At 70.2% G+C, this 15,633-nt stretch carries 10 protein-coding genes and 1 pseudogene; 10 read left to right on the top strand and 1 reads right to left on the bottom strand.

Translation table 11 applies throughout. The annotated features are described in order from the left end of the window. Nucleotides 1–40 precede the first annotated feature (40 nt). The 6 genes from ACFYQA_RS08875 to ACFYQA_RS08850 all read left to right on the top strand — a co-directional run bounded on the left by ACFYQA_RS08875 (nt 41) and on the right by ACFYQA_RS08850 (nt 8,961). Nucleotides 41–1,732, top strand: coding sequence for an extracellular solute-binding protein (locus ACFYQA_RS08875; protein ID WP_388913658.1), 1,692 nt, complete (start codon nt 41–43; stop codon nt 1,730–1,732). 27 nt (nt 1,733–1,759) lie between these two features. Further along, complete coding sequence (locus tag ACFYQA_RS08870) at nt 1,760–2,830, top strand: ABC transporter permease (protein WP_388913655.1); 1,071 nt, start codon at nt 1,760–1,762, stop codon at nt 2,828–2,830. Next, nucleotides 2,827–3,765, top strand: a complete 939-nt coding sequence (locus tag ACFYQA_RS08865) for a carbohydrate ABC transporter permease (RefSeq protein WP_388913652.1) — start codon at nt 2,827–2,829, stop codon at nt 3,763–3,765. The genes ACFYQA_RS08870 and ACFYQA_RS08865 overlap by 4 nt, the downstream gene beginning before the upstream one ends. A gap of 139 nt (nt 3,766–3,904) precedes the next feature. Then, nucleotides 3,905–5,872: a DUF4434 domain-containing protein gene (locus ACFYQA_RS08860; RefSeq protein WP_388913648.1), complete on the top strand. Its 1,968-nt coding sequence runs from the start codon at nt 3,905–3,907 to the stop codon at nt 5,870–5,872. A gap of 68 nt (nt 5,873–5,940) precedes the next feature. Next, a complete protein-coding gene (locus tag ACFYQA_RS08855; RefSeq protein WP_388914076.1) occupies nt 5,941–8,211 on the top strand; it encodes a glycoside hydrolase N-terminal domain-containing protein in 2,271 nt (756 codons plus the stop codon). Between the two features lie 36 nt (nt 8,212–8,247). Then, nucleotides 8,248–8,961, top strand: coding sequence for a hypothetical protein (locus ACFYQA_RS08850; protein WP_388913645.1), 714 nt, complete (start codon nt 8,248–8,250; stop codon nt 8,959–8,961). 79 nt (nt 8,962–9,040) lie between these two features. Here ACFYQA_RS08850 and ACFYQA_RS08845 read toward each other — a convergent pair whose 3' ends face one another. Further along, nucleotides 9,041–10,090: a LacI family DNA-binding transcriptional regulator gene (locus ACFYQA_RS08845; RefSeq protein ID WP_388913642.1), complete on the bottom strand. Its 1,050-nt coding sequence runs from the start codon at nt 10,088–10,090 to the stop codon at nt 9,041–9,043. 437 nt (nt 10,091–10,527) lie between these two features. Between ACFYQA_RS08845 and ACFYQA_RS08840 the strand changes: the two genes are divergently transcribed. The 4 genes and pseudogenes from ACFYQA_RS08840 to ACFYQA_RS08825 form a co-directional block, all read left to right on the top strand. After that, nucleotides 10,528–12,504 carry an acyl-CoA dehydrogenase family protein gene (locus ACFYQA_RS08840; protein ID WP_388913639.1) on the top strand — a complete coding sequence of 659 codons (1,977 nt, stop codon included), beginning with the start codon at nt 10,528–10,530 and terminating at the stop codon, nt 12,502–12,504. A 234-nt stretch (nt 12,505–12,738) separates the two neighbouring features. Next, nucleotides 12,739–14,001, top strand: coding sequence for a 1-deoxy-D-xylulose-5-phosphate reductoisomerase (gene dxr / locus ACFYQA_RS08835; RefSeq protein ID WP_388913636.1), 1,263 nt, complete (start codon nt 12,739–12,741; stop codon nt 13,999–14,001). Between the two features lie 8 nt (nt 14,002–14,009). Beyond that, nucleotides 14,010–15,302 carry a M50 family metallopeptidase gene (locus ACFYQA_RS08830; protein ID WP_388914073.1) on the top strand — a complete coding sequence of 431 codons (1,293 nt, stop codon included), beginning with the start codon at nt 14,010–14,012 and terminating at the stop codon, nt 15,300–15,302. Between the two features lie 196 nt (nt 15,303–15,498). Then, nucleotides 15,499–15,633, top strand: a pseudogene (locus tag ACFYQA_RS08825) (4-hydroxy-3-methylbut-2-en-1-yl diphosphate synthase); the annotation flags it as partial.

Raw genomic sequence — 15,633 nt, 5'->3', positions numbered from 1 at the left:
CGCCGCCGGGTGTCCTGGTGTGCCATGAAGGGTTGACGCAATGACGCCGAATGCCTCCACCTCCTCCGGGCCCAGCCGGAGAAGCTTCCTCGCCTCCACGGCGGTCGCCACCGCAGCGGTGGCGGGGGGAGTGCCGTTGCTCGCCGCGTGCGGGGGTGCGGAGAGCGGCTCGCGTGAGGGCACCACCTCGGGCAAGGACGCGAAGGACATCCTCCCGGCCTTCGTGGCCGGCAGCGTGGTGACCCCGGACATCGCGTCGAAGAACGGCTCCGCGGTCGGCTTCACCGGCAAGCTCGACCTCGCCGGCCTGAAGACCTCGGTGCCGAAGAAGCTCGGCAAGGGCGGCAAGGTCACCGTCATGGCGCCGTTCTGGGGTTCGCCGCCCAAGGGCGACAACGCCTACTACACGGCCATGAACGACCTGATCGGCGTCGACGTCGCCTGGCAGAACCAGGACGGCAACACCTACGACCAGAAGCTCGGCGCGGTCCTCGCCTCCAGCGACCTCCCGGACGTCGTGGTGATCCCCGGCTGGAACATGGGCGGCAAGATACCGAGCGCCATCACGAGCAAGTTCGCCGACCTCGGCCCCTACCTGTCCGGGGACAAGGTCAAGGAGTACCCGAACCTCGCGGCGATCCCGACGGACGCCTGGCAGCGCTCCATCTTCGGCGGCAAGCTGCGGGGCCTGCCGATGCCCTCCTCCTACGTCACCAACATCGTGCCGTACTACCGCAAGGACATCTTCGACGAGGAGGGTTACGACATCCCCACCTCCGCCGACGAGTTCATGGCCCTGGCCAAGGACGCCACCAACGCGAAGGCGAAGCGGTGGGCCTGCGGCGACATGAAGTGGACCGCGTTCAACGCGTTCGGCGTGCCCTCCGGTCAGGAGAAGCCGCTCGGCTGGATCGAGGAGGGCGGCAAGCTGGTCTACCGGGCCGAGCTGGAGCAGTACCTCGAGGCCCTGGAATGGACCCGCAAACTGTTCGCCGCCGGTGTCGTGCACCCCGACTTCAAGCTCGGCAAGAGCCAGGCCACCGACCCCAGTACCAAGTTCGCCGCCGGCGAGTTCCTGATCTACAACAACGACATCTCCAGCTGGTACGGCCTCACCGCGGCACAGGCCACACAGAACCCGGACTTCGAGATCTGGGGCATGGACATCTTCGGCCACGACGGCGGCGACCCCACGCTGTACGCGACGCAGCCGGCCAACATCTTCGCCTTCGTCAGCAAGAAGGCCTCCGAGGCCGTCATCCGCGACACCCTGGCGGTCGCCAACGTCACCGCGGCCCCGTACGGCACCAAGGAGTTCATGCTGACCAACTACGGCGTCGAGGGCACCCACTACGGCGTCGAGGACGGCGTCCCGGTCAAGAACGACACCGGCAACAACCACGTCGTCAACGCCTACGTGATGGTGGCGAGCCCCGCCCCGACCATCGCCCACCCCGACTTCGCGAACGTCGCCAAGGGGCAGGTCGAGTGGCAGCAGCGGATGGGCGCCTTCACCAGGAAGAGCTCTTTCTACGGGATGCAGATCACCGAGCCCTCCCGCCTGACCAGCCTCTCCAACGACTTCGAGCAGCTCGAGGACGACATCGTCCGCGGCCACAAGAAGATCGGCGACATGCAGCAGGCCGTGTCCGACTGGAAGAGCAAGGGCGGGGACAAGCTGCGCGACTGGTATCGGAAGATCCTCGACGAGAACGGCCCGGCGGCCGGCTGACCCGGGACCGAGGCAAGGAGAACCGCCGTGTCGCACAGCACGGTGCCTCGGAGCAAGGCCGAGGCCACGAAGCCGGTCGAGGAGCCGGCGGCGTCCGGTGACGCCGCCGGCCCGCCGGACGCACCACCCCGGAGCAAGCAGGGAAAGCGGAGCAAGCAGGGAAAGCGGAGCAAGCTGAGCCTGCGGCTCCGATACCGGCGCGACCGCGTCCTGCTGCTGATGACCCTGCCCGCCGTGGCACTGGTCCTGGTCTTCAACTACCTGCCGATCCTCGGCAACGTCGTCGCCTTCCAGGACTACGACCCCTACATCAGCGACAACGGCGTCGTCTCGATACTGAACAGTCCCATGGTGGGACTGGAGAACTTCCAGCGAATCATGGAGGACTCGGCGTTCTGGAACGCCCTGAAGAACACCCTGGTGCTCTTCTTCCTCCAGCTCGTGCTGTTCTTCCCGATCCCGATCCTGCTCGCGCTGCTCATCAACAGCGTGATCAGGCCCCGGGTGCGGGCGGTCGCGCAGGCCATCCTGTACCTGCCGCACTTCTTCTCCTGGGTCCTGGTCATCGCCGTCTTCCAGCAGCTGTTCGGCGGCGCGGGGATCTTCTCGCAGCTCCTGCGCCAGAACGGCCACGACGGCCTGGAGGTCATGACCAACCCCGACACCTTCATGTTCCTGCTCACCGCGCAGAGCGTGTGGAAGGACGCCGGGTGGGGGATCATCGTCTTCCTCGCCGCGCTGGCCTCCGTCAGCCCCGACCTGTACGAGGCCGCCGCCATGGACGGCGCCGGACGATGGCGCCGGATCTGGCACGTCACCCTGCCCGCGCTGCGGCCCGTGATCGCGCTGCTGCTCGTCCTGCGGGTGGGTGACGCGCTCACCGTCGGCTTCGAACAGATCCTGCTGCAACGCGACGCCGTCGGGCCAGGGGCCTCGGAGGTCCTCGACACCTTCGTCTGGTGGAACGGCGTGCGCAACCAGGACTTCGGCTATGCGGCCGCCGCAGGCCTCATCAAGGGCGTGGTCAGCCTCGGTCTGGTCCTCGCCGCGAACAAGGTGGCCCACCTCATGGGCGAGCAGGGGGTGTACAAGAAGTGACCGCCGTGATCGACGAACCCACGACGCACAAGGCCCGGGGCTGGGCCGCCCCGCCCCGCCCGGTGTGGGAGGAAGCGCCCACCAAGGCCGGGCTCGCGGGCAAGGGCATCATCCTGGTCCTCGCCTGCCTGGCGGTCGTCTTCCCGCTGTGGATCGTGATCGTCACCAGCCTGTCCACGCGCAGGACCATCGACGAGGCCGGCGGCCTGGTGATGGTGCCCAAGGACATCACTTTCATCGCCTACCAGGAACTGCTCAGCGGCGGCCAGGTCACCCGGGCCGCGCTGGTCAGTATCGGCGTCACCCTGGTCGGCACCCTGTTCTCGATGACCGTGTCCGTGCTCTGCGCCTACGGCCTGACGCGCACCGACTCGCTCGGGCACCGCTGGATCCTGATGACGCTGCTGGCGACCATGTTCTTCAGCGCCGGCCTCATCCCGACGTACCTGCTGGTGCAGACCCTCGGCCTGACCGACAGCTACCTGGCGCTGATCCTGCCCAGTGCCATCAGCGTCTTCAACATCCTGGTCCTGCGCGGCTTCTTCATGAACATCTCGCAGGAACTCGTCGACAGCGCCCGCATCGACGGCGCAGGCGACTTCCGCATCCTGTGGCAGATCGTCATGCCGCTGTCCCGCGCGGTGATCGCCGTCATCACGCTCTTCTACGCCGTCGGCTACTGGAGCGCCTGGTTCAACGCCTCCCTGTACCTCAACGACCAGAACATGCTGCCCCTGCAGAACGTCATGATCCAGCTCGTCCAGAAACAGGAGGCCCCCGTCGGCCTCGGCCAGGCCATCAGGACCGGGCAGCTGTCGGGACTGGCCGTCCAGATGGCCGTCATGGTCATGGCTCTGCTCCCGGTCGCCGTGCTGTCCCCCTTCGTCCAGAAGCACTTCAAGAAGGGCATGCTCACCGGCGCCGTGAAGGGCTGACGGAGGGGGATCACGGCACACCGCCGCGGCTCCCCTCCGGTGGCCCGCCCCCCGACACCCGCAGAACGAGGTAGGTCATGCACGCGTCCCGCACATCCCGCACATCCCGTACGTTCCCCACCCGCCGGGAGCGTGTCTGATGCCCGGACTGAGCGACGCCACCCGCGGGCGCATCCTCTACGGCGGCGACCACAACCCCGAGCAGTGGCCCGAGGAGACCTGGCACGAGGACGTCCGTCTGATGCGGCAGGCCGGCGTCAACACCGTGACGCTGGGCGTTTTCTCATGGTCGAAGCTCGAACCCCGGCCGGAAGAAAGGGACTTCGGCTGGCTGGACCGGATCATGGACCTGATGGGCGAGGCCGGTATCGGCGTCGTCCTCGCCACCCCGACGGCCTCGCCACCGCCCTGGATGGGGCACCTCCACCCGGACACCTTGCCCCGTGACGAGGAAGGCCGTACCGAATGGTGGGGCGGCAGGCAGCACTTCTCGCACTCCAGCGCCACCTACCGCCGCTACGCCGCCGCCATCACCGAGGACCTGGCCGCCCGCTACGCCGGCCACCCGGCCCTCACCATGTGGCACATCAACAACGAGTACTGCACCTACGACTGGGGCGACGAGGCCGCCGCCCGCTTCCGCGACTGGCTCCGCGACCGCCACGGCACCCTCGACGCACTCAACACCGCCTGGGGCACCGCCTTCTGGAGTCAGGGCTACGGCGACTGGGCCGAGGTCATGCCGCCCCGCCACCCGCACTACCTGAAGAACCCCACCCAGGTGCTGGACTTCAAACGGTTCACGTCCGACATGCTCCTGGAGTGTTACGCCGCCGAACGCGACATCGTGCGCCGGCACAGCCCGCACCTCCCGGTCACCACCAACTTCATGCCGCTGTGGGCGGGGCAGGACGCCTGGCGCTGGGCCGAGGAGGAGGACGTCGTCTCCGTCGACCTCTACCCCGACCCGCGCGACCCCTTCGGCGCCCAGGAGGGCGCCCTGGTCCAGGACATGACGCGCTCCCAAGCCCGGGGCCCCTGGATGCTCATGGAACAGGCGGCCGGAGCGGTCAACTGGCGCGGGGTGAACCACCCCAAGCCCCACGGCCTCAACCGCCTGTGGTCCCTGCAGGCCGTGGCACGCGGCGCGGACGCCGTCTGCTGCTTCCAGTGGCGCCAGTCCCGGCAGGGCGCGGAGAAGTTCCACTCCGGGATGGTGAGCCACGCGGGCGAGCAGGGCCGTACGTACCAGGAGGTCACGCGGCTCGGCGCCGACCTGGCACGGATCGCCCCGCACGTCACCGGCACGCACAGCACCGCCCGCATCGCCGTACTGCACGACTGGCACTCCTGGTGGGCCGGCGACCAGGAGGCCCGGCCGTCCCACGAGGTCGACCACCCCGGCATGCTGCGCGCCTGGCACCGAGCCCTGTGGCAGGCCCACCTCACCACCGACTTCGCCCACCCCGAACACGACCTGTCCGCCTACCCGCTGGTCGTCGTCCCCCAGCTCTACCTGCTCACGGACACCGCCGTCGACAACCTCCTCGCCTACGCGCACGGCGGCGGCACCCTCGTCTGCGGGTTCCTGACCGGCATCGCCGACGAGGACGACCGGGTACGGCCCGGCGGCATGGACGCCCGGCTGCGGGACCTCTTCGGCATCCGCACCCTGCACGAGTGGTGGCCGCTGGACGCGGGGGAGACCGTCGCCTGCGAGGGCTTCCGCGGCACCCTGTGGTCCGAGGAACTGGAGGCCGACGGCACCGCGGACGCCACGACGCCCTACAAGGGCGGCGAACTCGACGGACTGCCCGCCGTCCTGCGCAAGGGCCGCGCCTGGTACGTCTCGACGCTCCCGGAGCCCGAGGCGCTGCGCGACCTGCTCACCCGGATCGCCGCCGGCGCGGGCGTGCGGCCGGTGCTCGACGGGCTCCCCGACCAGGTCGAGGCGGTACGCCGGGGCGACCTGCTGTTCCTGCTCAACCACGGCCGCGAACCGGTCGCCGTCGACCTGCCCGGCACCCACCACGACCTGCTCACCGGCACCGACGTCACCGACCGGGTCACCCTCGGCCGCCACGGCGCGGCGGTGCTGCGCCCATGAACGCATCCCTGAACACGCCTACGAACGCATCCCCGAACATGTCCATGAACGCGCCCATGAACGCGCCCATGAACGCCACCGCACCCGTCCACGGGACCTGGGAACCGCGGCCCGCCGCCCGCTGGGAGGACGCCTTCCTGAGCGGGAACGGCCACCACGGCGCCCTTGTGTTCGGTGATCCGGACGACGAACGGGTCGTCGTCACCCACCACACCCTGGTCCGTCCGGTCGGCGCCGACGAGGACCGGCTGCCGCCCCGGCTGGCCGACGAACTCACCTCCCTGCAGGACCGGTTGCTCGCCGGGGACACGAGCGCCGCCGAGACCTTCACCGACGGCCGCCCGCTCCAGTGGGTACGGCCCTTCCACCCGGCCTTCCAGGTACACCTGCGCCGGCCCGACGGCGCCCAGGACGGCACCGGGGCCCCGCCGTTCCACCGCCGCACCGTCGACTTCCGCACCGGCGTGGCGGAGGCCACCCGCGCCGGCCGGACCGGCCGCGTCTTCGTCTCCCGCGCCGACGACGTGATCGTCCAGTACGTCACCGGGCCGGACCTCACCCTCGACATCCGCCTGGACCCCCGCCTCGCCGGCGCCCCCGGCACGCTCGGCATCGGACACGGCGCCGTCCTCACCGCCGAGGGCGCCCTGCTGAGCCTGCGCGCCCGTTACCCGGACAGCGACCTCGCGTACACCGGCGTCACCCTGGTCGCCGTCACCGGCGGCACGACGACGCTCGCCCCGCCGGGCGTGCGGGTCGAGGGCGCGAGCTCCGTACTCCTGCTCACCCGGGTACGCCGGCACACCGGGGAGACGGACGTGGTCGCCGAGGGACGCGCCCTGCGGGACCTGCTCACCGAAGACGAAGACGATCGCACGACCGAAGAGGGGCCGGCGGCGCCCGGGTCCTCCGCCGAGGCGTACGACGCCCTCCTCACCCGCCACCTGTCCCTCCACCGCACCGCCTACGAGCGCGTCACCCTCGACCTGGCCGGCGATCCGGCCGAACGCGCCCGGCCGGGATCGGAGTTGCTGGCCCGGCCGCGCAGCGCCGCCCTGCTCGAACGCCTCTTCGCGGCCGGCCGCTACCACCTGCTGTCCTCCGGCGGCCTGTTCCCGCCCCGTCTCACCGGCCTGTGGACCGGCGACTGGGACACCGCCTGGTCCGGCGCCTTCACCAACGACGCCAACCTCAACCTCCAGACCGCCTGCGCCGCCGCGGCGGCCCTCCCGGAGGTCACCGAGGCACTGGCGTCACTCGTCCAACGCCAGCTGCCCGACTGGCGGGACAACGCCCGTGAGGTCTTCGGTGCCCGGGGCGTGGTCGCGCCCGCGCACTCCGACGGCGAGTCCGGACACTCCTACCATTTCAACCGCGAGTACCCGCTGCACCTGTGGACAGCGGGCGCCGACTGGCTCCTCGGGCCGCTCGTCGACCACGACGACACCCGCGGCGAGCACGATCCCCGCACCACCGCCGTCCTCGCCGAAGTCGCCCTGTTCTACGAGGACTTCCTCACCCGCACCGACGACGAGGGCCGGCTGGTCGTCGTCCCCTCCTACTCGCCCGAGAACCGTCCCGCGAACGCCGGCTGGGGCACGGTCAACGCGGCCATGGACCTCTCCGCCGCCCGGCACGCGCTGCGTACCGCCGCCGACCGCCACCCCGAGCACGCCGGCCGCTGGCGGACCCTCGCCGACCGGCTCCCGTCGCACCGGATCAACGCGGACGGGGCACTGGCCGAATGGGCCCGGCCGGACCTCACCGACACCTACGACCACCGCCACCTCAGCCACCTCTACGCCGTCTGGCCGCTGCACGAGATCACTCCCTACGACACCCCGGACCTGGCCGCCGCCGCCCACCGCGCCCTCGAACTGCGCGGCCCCGAGAACGACTCCGCGCACGGCCACCTGCACCACGCCCTGATCGCCGCCCGTCTCCGCGATGCCGAACGGGTCGCGAGCGCCCTCGGCAGGGTCCTCGACGGCGACTTCTTCCACGCCTCCCTGATGAGCGCGCACTACCCCCACCGCGACGTCTACAACGCCGACGCCGCCCACACCCTCCCGGCCGTGCTGATCGAGGCGCTCGTGCAGTCCACCCCGGACCGGCTGGTCCTGCTGCCCGCCCCGCCCGCGGAGTACCCGCGCGGGGCGCTGCACGGTGTACGGACCCGCTTCGGCGCCGCCCTCGACCTCACCTGGACCGAGGACGACGTCACCGCCGTCCTGCGCCCCACCCGCACCGTCCGCATCGAACTGAGGACTTCCGACGGCGTCGAGCCGCTCGACCTCGTCGCCCACGAAGACCGCGTCCTCACCCTGAAGGCGCGGTGACATCGGCGCTCTCCCCCCACCCATGGAAGGAACCCCATGGCACCAAGCATCACGAGCAGGATCGGCAAGGTCCTGGCCGTGCCCGCCGTCGCCCTCGGCCTCACCGTCGGCGTGGCCTCCGCCCCCGCCCAGGCCGCGGTCTGGAGCTCCTGCGACCAGTGGGGCAACACCACGCTGAACGGCTACATCCTCTACAACAACATCTGGGGCTCCGGCGCCGGCAGCCAGTGCGTCTGGGCCAACTCCGGCACCAACTGGGGCGCCTGGGCCAACCACCCCGACACCGGGGGCATCAAGTCGTATCCGAACGCCAAGAAGGTGGTCAACAAGCCCATCGACTCGCTCCGTTCGCTGACCAGCAGCTACAACGTCGCCGTCCCGTCCGCGGGCGCGTACAACACGTCGTACGACATCTGGGACACGGACTACGACTACGAGATCATGCTCTGGGTCAACCGGTACGGCCCCGTCGGCCCGCTCGGCAGCCCGCAGGGCACGGTCGCCCTCGGCGGCCACACCTGGAACGTCCACAAGGGCGACAACGGCGCCAACGAGGTCTTCTCGTTCCTGCGTACGTCCAACTCCACGTCCGGAACTGTCAACATCCTGCCGATCCTCGACTGGATCAAGGACACCAAGGGCTGGATGGGCAACGAGACCATCGGCGACGTGCAGTTCGGCTACGAGATCACCTCGTCGTCCGGCGGCCTGGACTTCCGGACCGAGAACCTGACCGTCAGCAGCAGCTGACCACGGCCTCGGCACGGTGGGCGACCGGTCGCCCACCGTGCCGAGGAGCGGGGGCGAGGCAGGGCGGGACCGGGGCGGGTCACGCGCGGGCGGGGGCCGGGCCCGAACTGGCCCGGACCGTCAGCTCGGGCGCGATCAGTACGACCTCGTCCCCGTCCCGCCCGTCGAGCTTGGCGACCAGGTGCTCCACGGCGTACCGGCCCATCTCCTGTGCGGGAATGGCGACCGACGTCAGCCGCACCGAGGCCTGGACGGCGACCTGTTCGGGGCAGACGGCGACCACCGAGACGTCCTCCGGCACGGCCCGCCCCTGCTGCCGCAACAGGGCCAGCAGCGGCTCGACCGCCGACTCGTTCTGTACGACGAACCCGGTGGTGCCCGGGCGCTCGTCGAGGATCCGGGCGAGCGTCAGGGCCATCGCGTCGTACCCGCCCTCGCACGGCCGGTGCAGCAGCCGCACCCCCGACTCCCGTGCCCCGGAGCGCAGCCCGTCCAGAGTGCGCTCGGCGAAGCCGGTGTGCCGTTCGTACACCGCGGGGGCCTCGCCGATGACGGCGATGTCGCGGTGCCCCAGCTTCGCCAGATGCTCCACGCAGAGCGCACCGGTGGCCCGGAAGTCGAGGTCGACGCAGGTCAGGCCAGAGGCGTCGGCGGGCAGTCCGATCAGCACCGCCGGCTGGTCGGCCCGTACGCCCGGCCGCGCTCCACCGGGGGCATCCCCGCCGCGCAGCAACGGCAGCCGCTCGTCCTCGAGTTCGACGTCCATCAGGATCATCCCGTCGGCGAGTCCGCTGCCCGCGACGCGGCGCACCGCGTCCGGGCCCTCCTCGCCGGTGAGCAGCAGGACGTCGTACCCGTGGGCGCGGGCGGTGGTGGCCACGGCAATGGCGATCTCCATCATCACGGGCACATACATGTCCGTCCGCAGCGGAACCATCAGAGCGATGATGTTCGACCTGCTGCTGGCCAGGGCGCGGGCCCCGGCGTTCGGGTGGTACCCGAGCCTGCGGATGCTCTCCTCGACCCGCTGCCGGGTGTTCGCGGAGATGGACCTCTTGCCGCTGAGGACATAACTCACCGTGCTCGCCGAGACTCCGGCGTGCTGGGCGACCTCGGCGAGGGTGACCATCCAGCTCTCCAATTGTTGTGAAGCGCTTCGACAGTGCGCCATGACGATGGGACGGGTGAGGGTGGCTCAATCGGTGAATCGACCCTAATACCAGCATGGGTGCGTGTCCATACAACTGTCGAAGCGCTTCGACGGGAGGGGGTGTCGATGGGTCCGTCGCTTCGCGGACGGGGTGCGAGCCGGACCCCGTGGCACCCAGGTTGCCACGAACGCGCCGCCGTCACTCCCGCGGGGCCCGGCCGGGCCGGGGGACCGCGGCAGGTAGGCCGAACGGGTGCACGAGGGGTGGCGAGGTCGCTACGAATCGGGTACATACGTACGAGTAGCACCAGTCGGTAACGTAAACCCCCAAGATCGCCTGAAACGATCCTCGGGGCCGGTGCCGAGTCGAACCCCTTACATTCCGCATACCCCCGATAAGCGGCGAGGTGAGCCTCATGTCCGCAACACCCGAGTCTTCGTCCCGACCCACCGTCACCGAACGTGAAGCCCGTCAAGTCGCGGAGGCCGCCCGGGAGCAGGACTGGCGCAAGCCCAGCTTCGCCAAGGAACTGTTCCTCGGCCGCTTCCGGCTCGACCTCATCCACCCCCACCCCCTCCCGGCCGGCGAGGACGCCGAACGCGGCGAGGCGTTCCTGGCCAAGCTCCGCGACTTCTGCGAGACACGGATCGACGGAGCCCTGATCGACCGCGAGGCGCGCATCCCCGACGAGGTGGTCACCGGCCTCAAGGAACTCGGCGCCTTCGGCATGAAGATCGACACCAAGTACGGCGGCCTCGGCCTGACGCAGGTCTACTACAACAAGGCCCTCGCCCTGGTCGGCTCCGCCAGCCCCGCGATCGGCGCACTGCTCTCCGCCCACCAGTCGATCGGCGTCCCGCAGCCGCTGAAAATGTTCGGCAGCCAGGAGCAGAAGGACACCTTCCTGCCGCGCTGCGCCCGCACCGACATCTCGGCCTTCCTGCTCACCGAGCCCGACGTCGGATCCGACCCGGCCCGGCTCGCCACCACCGCCGTCCCGGACGATGGGGGCACCTCCCGCTCGAGCGGAGCCGAGAGCGGGGGGTTCTACGTCCTCGACGGCGTGAAGCTGTGGACGACCAACGGCGTGGTCGCCGACCTCCTCGTCGTCATGGCCCGCGTGCCGAAGTCCGAGGGCCACCGGGGCGGCATCACCGCGTTCGTCGTGGAAGCGGACTCCGAGGGCATCACCGTCGAGAACCGCAACGCCTTCATGGGCCTGCGCGGCCTGGAGAACGGCGTCACCCGCTTCCACCGCGTCCGGGTCCCCGCCGCCCACCGCATCGGCGAGGAGGGGCAGGGCCTGAAGATCGCGCTCACCACGCTGAACACCGGACGGCTGTCCCTGCCCGCAATGTGCGTCGGCGCCGGAAAATGGTGCCTGAAGATCGCCCGCGAATGGTCGGCGGCCCGCGAACAGTGGGGCAAACCGGTGGCGCTGCACGAAGCGGTCGGCTCGAAGATCGCGTTCATCGCGGCTACCACCTTCGCCCTGGAGGCCGTACTCGACCTGTCCTCGCAGATGGCCGACGAGAACCGCAACGACATCCGCATCGAGGCCGCGCTAGCCAAGCTGTACGGCTCGGAGATGGCCTGGCTGATGGCCGACGAACTGGTCCAGATCCGCGGCGGACGCGGCTTCGAGACCGCCGACTCCCTCCGGGAACGCGGCGAGCGGGCGGTCCCCGCCGAGCAGATCCTGCGCGACCTGCGGATCAACCGCATCTTCGAGGGCTCCACCGAGATCATGCACCTGCTGATCGCGCGGGAGGCCGTCGACGCCCACCTGTCGGTCGCCGGTGACCTCATCGACCCCGAGAAGACCCTGGGCGACAAGGCGAGGGCAGGGGCGAACGCAGGCCTCTTCTACGCGAAGTGGCTGCCCAAGCTCGTCGCGGGTCCCGGACAACTCCCTGGCACCTACGGTGAGTTCAAGCACGGCATCGACCTGTCGCCGCATCTGCGGTACGTCGAGCGCGCGGCCCGCAGGCTCGCCCGATCCACCTTCTACGCCATGTCCCGCTGGCAGGGGAGGATGGAGACCAAGCAGGGCTTCCTGGGCCGGATCGTCGACATCGGCGCCGAACTGTTCGCGATGAGCGCCGCCTGCGTCCGCGCCGAGCTCCTGCGCACCCGCGGCGAGAACGGCCGCGAGGCCTACCAGCTCGCCGACGCCTTCTGCCGCCAGTCCCGCGTCCGCGTCGAGGAGCTCTTCGGCCGGCTGTGGACCAACACCGACGACGTCGACCGCAGGGTCGTCAAGGGTGTGCTCTCCGGCACGTACACCTGGCTGGAACAGGGTGTCGTCGATCCCTCGGGCGACGGCCCCTGGATCGCGGACGCCGCGCCCGGCCCGAGCAGCCGGAAGAACCGGCACCGGCCGATCCGCTGAGCCGGCCGGTCCCGGTGGCCGCGGCCGACCGGCGCCGGTGGTGCCAGGAGAGGCAGGAGGGAGACAGGAGGGAGACAGGAGGGAGCCGGGAGGAGCCGGGAGGAGCGGGGAGGGGAAGGGAAGGAACAGGGCCGGAGCGGGCGGCCCCGGTGACGCAGCCCCGGCGCGGACCACGACGCACGAGCTGCCGGGGCGGGGCCCCGGCAGTGCCCGCGACCGGACACAATGGAGTCCATGACCGACGCTCCAGCTCCGCTCGCCGACCCGCATCTGGTGTACGACCCCGTGGCGGGGGACGGCCCCAAGGGCGTGGTGATCCTCGGCTCCACCGGGTCGATCGGCACCCAGGCCATCGATCTCGTACTGCGCAACCCCGACCGCTTCCGCGTCACCGGCCTGTCCGCCAACGGCGGCCGCGTCGCGCTCCTCGCCGAACAGGCCCACCGGCTGCGGGTGCGCACGGTCGCCGTCGCCCGCGAGGACGTCGTCGGCGCGCTGCGCGACGAGCTGGCCGCGCGGTACGGCGCGGGGGAGCCGCTGCCCGAGATACTGGCCGGAGCGGACGCGGCCACGCAGCTCGCCGCCTCCGACTGCCACACCGTCCTCAACGGCATCACCGGCTCCATCGGACTGGCCCCGACCCTCGCCGCCCTGGAGGCGGGCCGCACCCTCGCGCTCGCCAACAAGGAGTCGCTGATCGTCGGCGGCCCACTGGTCAAGGCGCTGGCGAAGCCGGGACAGATCATCCCCGTCGACTCCGAGCACGCCGCACTGTTCCAGGCGCTGGCCGCCGGAACCCGCGCGGATGTCCGAAAGCTCGTCGTCACCGCGTCCGGCGGCCCCTTCCGTGGCCGCACCAGGGACGAACTGGCGAACGTCACCGTCGAGGACGCCCTCGCCCACCCCACCTGGGCCATGGGCCCGGTGATCACGATCAACTCCGCGACCCTCGTCAACAAGGGCCTCGAAGTCATCGAGGCACACCTCCTGTACGACATTCCCTTCGATCGCATTGAGGTCGTCGTGCACCCGCAGTCGTATGTCCACTCGATGGTTGAGTTCACGGACGGATCGACACTGGCCCAGGCGACGCCCCCCGACATGCGCGGGCCCATCGCCATCGGCCTCGGCTGGCCCGAAAGGGTCCCCGACGCCGCCCCGGTCTTCGACTGGAGCAAGGCGTCCACCTGGGAGTTCCACCCCCTCGACAACGAGGCCTTCCCCTCGGTGAACCTGGCCCGGCACGTGGGCGGGCTCGCGGGAACGGCCCCGGCGGTGTTCAATGCGGCGAACGAAGAGTGCGTGGAGGCGTTCCGCTCCGGCGCGCTGCCGTTCAACGGGATCATCGATACGGTCATCCGGGTGGTCGAGGAGCACGGCACCCCCCGACCGGGAACCTCTTTGACGGTCCCGGACGTCCTCGAAGCGGAGACCTGGGCGCGAGCGAGGACCCGGGAACTGACAGCCCGTACGGCGAGCGCGGAGGCGCGTGCATGACGACCCTGATGTTCATCCTCGGCATAGTCGTCTTCGCGATCGGCCTGCTGGTCTCGATCGCCTGGCACGAGCTGGGGCACCTCTCCACCGCCAAGATGTTCGGCATCCGTGTGCCCCAGTACATGGTCGGCTTCGGCCCGACCATCTGGTCCCGGCACAAGGGCGAGACCGAGTACGGCATCAAGGCGATCCCGTTCGGCGGCTACATCCGCATGATCGGCATGTTCCCGCCCGGCGCCGACGGACGCATCGAGGCCCGCTCCACCTCACCGTGGCGCGGCATGATCGAGGACGCCCGCTCCGCCGCCTTCGAGGAACTGCAGCCCGGCGACGAGAAGCGCCTGTTCTACACACGGAAACCCTGGAAACGGGTGATCGTGATGTTCGCGGGCCCGTTCATGAACCTGATCCTCGCGGTCGCGCTGTTCCTCACCGTGCTGATGGGCTTCGGCATCCAGCAGCAGACCACCACCGTCAGCTCGGTCTCCCCCTGCGTCATCTCGCAGAGCGAGAACCGCGACGAGTGCAAGCAGTCCGACCCCCGGTCTCCGGCCGAGGCGGCCGGCATGAAGGCGGGCGACGAGATCGTCGCGTTCAACGGCGTCAGGACCGACGACTGGGGCACGCTCTCCGACCTCATCCGCGACAGCGCCGGCAAAGCCGTCCCGATCGTCGTCGACCGCGACGGCCGGGAAGTCACCCTCCAGGCGGAGATCGCCGTCAACCTGGTCGCCAAGAAGGACTCCAACGGGCTCTATGTCGAGGGCGAGTACGTCAAGGCGGGCTTCCTCGGCTTCAGCGCGGCCACCGGCGTCGTGAAGCAGGACTTCGGCGACTCCGTGGTCTGGATGACCGACCGGGTCGGCGACGCGATCGACTCCCTCGCCGCCCTGCCGTCCAAGGTGCCCGCCCTGTGGGACGCCGCCTTCGGCGACGGCCCGCGCGAACAGGACTCCCCGATGGGCGTCGTCGGAGCGGCCCGGGTCGGCGGCGAGATCGCCACGCTCGACATCCCGGCCTCGCAGCAGATGGCCATGTTCGTGATGCTGCTCGCGGGCTTCAACCTCTCTCTGTTCCTGTTCAACATGCTCCCGCTGCTGCCCCTCGACGGCGGGCACATCGCGGGCGCCCTGTGGGAGTCGCTGCGCCGCAACCTCGCCAAGGTGCTGCGCCGCCCCGACCCGGGCCCGTTCGACGTGGCGAAACTGATGCCGGTGGCCTATGTGGTGGCCGGTGTCTTCGTCTGCTTCACCCTCCTCGTCCTCGTCGCGGACGTGGTGAACCCGATACGGATCTCGTAGGGACTGTCCGGCACGCATCCGCCGGACACCTGCCGTTCACGATGGCCTGGAACCCTTTCGTTCCGGGCCATCGCCCTTTGGGTGGGTTTACGACCGGGATGTGCCGGGGCCGATGGCCGTGCCGTAATCTCGGAGCCCGGAGCCCGCTGCTCACCGGGAGCCGGACCTTGATCCACGACTTGGGGTTGCACAGCAGATGACTGCGATTTCTCTCGGCATGCCGTCCGTTCCGATCACGCTCGCCCCGCGCCGTAAGAGCCGGAAGATCCAGGTCGGGTCGGTGGCGGTGGGCGGGGACGCACCGGTGTCGGTGCAGTCGATGACGACGACG

It is taken from the genome of Streptomyces sp. NPDC005774 (assembly GCF_042871645.1).
GTDB lineage: Bacteria > Actinomycetota > Actinomycetes > Streptomycetales > Streptomycetaceae > Streptomyces > Streptomyces pratens.
The sequence above is the reverse complement of the archived record's forward strand: the minus strand, read 5'-3'. Positions and strand labels throughout refer to the sequence as shown.

Excerpts from the sequence above, each read along its gene's own strand:
- ACFYQA_RS08875 (WP_388913658.1), top strand. The coding sequence starts at position 41 with ATGACGCCGAATGCCTCCACCTCCTCCGGGCCCAGCCGGAGAAGCTTC.
- ACFYQA_RS08860 (WP_388913648.1), top strand. The coding sequence starts at position 3,905 with ATGCCCGGACTGAGCGACGCCACCCGCGGGCGCATCCTCTACGGCGGC.
- ACFYQA_RS08855 (WP_388914076.1), top strand. The coding sequence starts at position 5,941 with ATGAACGCCACCGCACCCGTCCACGGGACCTGGGAACCGCGGCCCGCC.
- ACFYQA_RS08850 (WP_388913645.1), top strand. The coding sequence starts at position 8,248 with ATGGCACCAAGCATCACGAGCAGGATCGGCAAGGTCCTGGCCGTGCCC.
- ACFYQA_RS08845 (WP_388913642.1), bottom strand. The coding sequence starts at position 10,090 with ATGGTCACCCTCGCCGAGGTCGCCCAGCACGCCGGAGTCTCGGCGAGC.
- ACFYQA_RS08840 (WP_388913639.1), top strand. The coding sequence starts at position 10,528 with ATGTCCGCAACACCCGAGTCTTCGTCCCGACCCACCGTCACCGAACGT.
- dxr (WP_388913636.1), top strand. The coding sequence starts at position 12,739 with ATGACCGACGCTCCAGCTCCGCTCGCCGACCCGCATCTGGTGTACGAC.
- ACFYQA_RS08830 (WP_388914073.1), top strand. The coding sequence starts at position 14,010 with ATGTTCATCCTCGGCATAGTCGTCTTCGCGATCGGCCTGCTGGTCTCG.